The sequence below is a fragment of the Rhodococcus sp. CX genome, assembly GCF_015865005.1.
Classification (GTDB): domain Bacteria; phylum Actinomycetota; class Actinomycetes; order Mycobacteriales; family Mycobacteriaceae; genus Rhodococcus.
In genome coordinates, this window is record NZ_JADZGH010000195.1 from 1 (window position 1) to 3038 (window position 3038).

General features: G+C 71.5%; 1 protein-coding gene and 2 pseudogenes. 2 read left to right on the forward strand and 1 reads right to left on the reverse strand.

Annotation, left to right across the window (positions count from 1 at the left end; translation table 11 throughout):
* A pseudogene (locus I0Q12_RS20955) lies at positions 1-442 on the reverse strand (hypothetical protein); the annotation flags it as partial.
* 84 nt (positions 443-526) lie between these two features.
* On the opposite strand from I0Q12_RS20955, the gene I0Q12_RS20960 reads away from it, so the two are divergent.
* Complete coding sequence (locus I0Q12_RS20960; RefSeq protein WP_197254274.1) at positions 527-1291, forward strand: DUF2470 domain-containing protein; 765 nt, start codon at positions 527-529, stop codon at positions 1289-1291.
* A gap of 80 nt (positions 1292-1371) precedes the next feature.
* Positions 1372-3038: pseudogene (locus I0Q12_RS20965) on the forward strand (protein kinase); the annotation flags it as partial.

Genomic DNA, 3038 nt, shown 5'->3' on the forward strand with positions numbered 1-3038 from the left:
GTGCGACGTAGCCGGTGTCGGAATGGGCGAGGACGGCGAGGAAATCGGCGATCTCGTCGGCGCTGCGGCCGGCGGGCAGGCCGGGGAGGTGACCGGCCTCGGTGAGCCGTCGGGCGGTGTCGGCGAGGGTGTCCCCCGTGACGTACACGCACAGCGGCGCCGGCGCGGTGAACGCGAGGATGTCGTCGAGATACTCGGGCGCACAGTCGATCTGGTAGCGCAGCGGGCGGCGGCTGCCGGGGGCGGGAGCCTCGGCGCCGGCGTCGAGTTCGACGACCACGTCGCCGGCGGCCTCCGCGTCGGCGGCGGTCACGATTCTCGGCGCGAGGAAGCGGGCGGGGACGTCCGCCGGTGCGGGCGCGCGGTGGGTCAGCAGCGCGTCGAGGAGCCCGCGAGGTTCTTCACGGGAGGGCGGCATTCCGAGGGAGAGCGGGATCGACACCGATTCAGATTAGCCCCGGGAGACTCTTGCGACGCCCACCACAATGACTTAGGTTTGCCTCACCTATTTACCGAGGAGGACGGCATGCAGACTCTCACCGACGTTCCTGCCCCCAGCACCGCAGAGCGGGTGTGCACTGCCCTCGTGCGTGCCGATTCGACCGTTCTCGCCGTCGACGGCTGCGACCCGGTGACCACTGCGGTCCACCACCTCCACACCGACGGCGACATCGTCGTCACCGTTCCCGTCGACTGCCCGGCCGTCGCACTCGCCTGGCAGGCCGGCCCCGCGGGACTGCCCGCAGTCCTCGAACTCACCGACCACTCGCCGATCGCGCTGCGCAACCCGGTGCGGTCGCTGATCTGGCTCAGCGGGTCGCTCCACCCCGTCGGGAACCCCCGCGAACTCGCCGCCGAGGTCGCCGAGGACCTGCCCCATCCGGAACTGCTCGACGTCGGCCACGGCACCGAACTGCTGCGTCTCGAGCTGACGTCCGTGGTCGCCGCGGACACCACCGGAGCCGAATCCGTCGAGGTCGAGGACGTGCTGACCGCGCTGCCCGACCCGTTCGCCGCGCTCGAGACCGCGTGGCTGCAGCACCTCGAGCAGGACCACGCGGACATCGTCCTGCGCATCGCCCGCCGCATCCCGCCGGCCGCGCGGACCGGCCGCATCCGCCCCCTCGGTCTCGACCGGTACGGCCTGCGGCTGCGCATCGAATCCGGCACCGGCGACCACGACGTCCGCATTCCCTTCCACGAGCCGGTCGACGACGCCACCGGGCTGAGCCGCGCGCTGCGCCGCCTCGTCGGCTGCCCGTTCGTCAACGGTCTCCGCGCCCGTCCCTGATCTTCGTTTCCGGGTCATTTGCAGCGGTATCCTCGTCGTACACTCGCGAACCACGCTGTACACGTCGAAAGCCTGGGCCGATGGCCGATTTCGATCCGGAAGCGACCCGCCCGGCGGGTCAGGGAATCACCGCGGAGCTGGCTGCCGCGGGATTCGACGACGCGCTGGTCGTGGGACGAGGCGGCTTCGGTGTCGTCTACCGATGCAAACAACGCTCGCTCGGGCGGACGGTCGCGATCAAGGTGCTCTCCTCCGACCTCGACGTCGAGAACCGGGAGCGGTTCCTGCGCGAGGGCTACGCGATGGGCAGGCTGTCCGGCCATCCCAACATCGTCAACATCCTCCAGGTCGGGGTGACCTCGAGCGGCCGGCCTTACATCGTGATGCCCTATCACCCGAACGATTCGCTGGCGGTGAAGGTGCGGCGCGACGGGCCGTTGCCGTGGCCGGAGGTGGTGCGCGTCGGCGTCAAACTCGCCGGCGCCCTGGAAACCGCCCATCACTCGGGCACGCTGCACCGCGACGTGAAGCCGGGGAACATCCTGATGACCGAGTACGGCGAGCCGCAGCTCACCGATTTCGGCATCGCGCGGATCGCCGGCGGATTCGAGACCGCGACCGGCGCCTTCACCGGATCGCTCGCGTTCACCGCCCCCGAAGTGCTCGAGGGCAAGCCTCCGACACCCAATTCCGACGTGTACGGGCTCGGGGCGGCGATGTTCGCGTTGCTGACCGGCCGTGCCGCGTTCGAACGCCGCACCGGTGAGGAGATCGTCGCGCAGTTCCTGCGCATCAGCAGCCAGCCCATCCCCGACCTGCGGCCGCAGGGCATCCCCGACGACGTGTGCGCCGCGCTCGAACACGCGATGTCGGCCGATCCGGCGGCCCGCCCGTCGACCGCCGCCGAGTTCGGCCGGGAACTGCAGGAGATCCAGGCCCGGCACGGACGGCACGTCGACGAGATGGCCCTGCCCGGCGATCACCGTCAGCACGATCAACCGACCCTGAAGGGTGCGCCGGCAGCCGACACCGCCACCGCGGTGCGCATCCGGAACGGGTCGTCGACACCGCCCCCGCTACCTCCGGTCACTCCGCACCCGAGCGGCCCGAGTGGCCCGAGCGGCCCGAGCGGCCCTGCCACCCCCCACCCGAGCGGCCCGGCCGCGCCTGCGCCGACCGGTGCGGACGCATCGTCGGGGCGGGTGTCGTTGCGCACCGTGCTCGCCGTGCTCGCCGTGCTGTTCCTCGCGGTCGCCGGGACCGGTCTCTACCTGGTGACGCGTCCGCCGAACGGTTCCGACACGGCCGCGGCGGGCGGCGAGAACACCCTCGAACTGCCGCCGACCGCGCAGTGGCGGACGCTGCACGATGCCCCGACCCCGCGTCAGCAGACCGCGACGACCGTGGCCGACGGCACCGTGTGGGTGTTCGGCGGACTCGACGACGAGGGTTCCTCGGCCGCACACGAGGGCTACGACCCGGCGATCGACACCTGGAAGACCGGCCCCGCCATGCCGGTTCCGCTCAATCACGCGATGGCGGTGACCTGGGACGGCGTGCCCGTCGTGCTCGGCGGCTGGATTCCCGACGGGCCGAACCTCACCGCGACGACGTCCGATCGGGTCTTCGCGGTCCGCAACGGCCAGTGGGTCGAGATGCCGCCCATGCCCCACCCGCGCGCCGCGGGCGCCGCCGTCACCATCGGCGACAAGATCTACGTCTTCGGCGGACAGGCCGACAACCAGCT